The following is a 1,355-nucleotide window of genomic DNA, read 5'->3' on the forward strand; positions in this document are numbered from 1 at the left end:
ATGATGTGAACCCCGAAAGTTGGACAAAACTTTCGGGGTTTTCATGTATAAGAAACACACAGAAGAAGAATGGCAGCAGGTATTCCGTCTTTACATAAATGGGATATCAGCCGCTCAAATAGCTAAGAAAACAAAACTTGACAAAAATGAAGTTTTTTGCCGTTGTTTGGAATACGAACAATCAGGAATCTTTCCAACAGGGCGAAGAAAGTACTCACAACCAATGCCTATGATAAAGAAAAAAGTCATAGACGACATAAGTAACAAAACTCTATCTTTCTCTACGGCAGCCGTTAAATACGGTATCAGTTTAACAACTATCAAAAGATGGCTGAGAAAGTTCCGTCATGGCGGCTATGAAGAACTGTTAGCCACGAAACCCAAAGGGAGGCCTCCGAAGATGCCAAAGAAAAAGAAATCAGCAAAGGGCATGACAGAACTCGAACGCCTTAGAGAGCGTGTGGAATATCTTGAAGCGGAGAACGCCTACTTAAAAAAATTGAAGGCCCTAGACCAGGAAGAGAATGCCGAGATGTTCGGTATAGGGCCGAGACAGTCCGAGGACTGAGCGACAAGCACTCGCTTAAACATCTCCTGAAGGCAAGCGGGCTATCCCGCTCCACATACTACTACAACATCCAGAAGAAGGCCGACCGCTATGCCGACGAGCGCAAGCGAGTCAAGGCCATACATGCGGAGAACAAGGGACGCTACGGCTACCGTCGCATCAAGGACGAACTGAGGAACGAAGGCTTCTCGATCAACCACAAGACCGTGTACCGCATCATGAAAGAGGAGGAACTGAGGAATGTGCGCAAGCGCTGCAAGTACCGTTCCTACAAGGGCGATGTGGGCAAGACTGCGCCGAACATAATCAATCGAGACTTCACTGCGACCGGTCCCAACCAGAAGTGGGCTACCGACGTCACCCAGATAAACATCGGCCAGGACAAGTGCTACCTGTCGCCAATACTGGACATGTACAACGGCGAAATCATCAGCTATACCATATCTGACCATCCGGACTTAAGAATGGTGATGAGCATGCTGGACAAGGCTCTGGAACAGGGGCTCGCCCACAACAAGCTGATCCTGCACTCGGATCAGGGCTGGCACTACCAGCATTACAACTATCAAAGGAAACTGCAGGAGCATGATATCATCCAGAGCATGAGCCGCAAGGGCAACTGCCTGGACAACGCCATGATGGAGAACTTCTTCGGAATCATGAAATCGGAGCTGCTATATCCCAACGAGTTCAGGGATATGGACCACTTCAAGCAGGAACTCAGGAACTACATCGAGTATTACAACAACAAACGGATAAAATCACGCCTAAAAGGAATGAGCCCGGT

At 48.1% G+C, this 1,355-nt stretch carries 2 protein-coding genes; both read left to right on the forward strand.

Annotated features, from left to right (window positions below):
* The first annotated feature begins 43 nt into the window (after window positions 1-43).
* Entirely contained in the window at window positions 44-568 is a 525-nt protein-coding gene (locus MJZ26_15220; GenBank protein ID MCQ2107126.1) for a helix-turn-helix domain-containing protein, read from the forward strand.
* On the forward strand, window positions 499-1,355 hold an 857-nt coding region (locus MJZ26_15225; GenBank protein MCQ2107127.1), incomplete at its 3' end, for an IS3 family transposase. The genes MJZ26_15220 and MJZ26_15225, both read left to right, overlap by 70 nt.

The organism is Fibrobacter sp. (assembly GCA_024398965.1).
Lineage (GTDB): Bacteria > Fibrobacterota > Fibrobacteria > Fibrobacterales > Fibrobacteraceae > Fibrobacter.

Coding starts and splice junctions, on each gene's coding strand:
- MJZ26_15220 (MCQ2107126.1), top strand. CDS start 44: ATGTATAAGAAACACACAGAAGAAGAATGGCAGCAGGTATTCCGTCTT.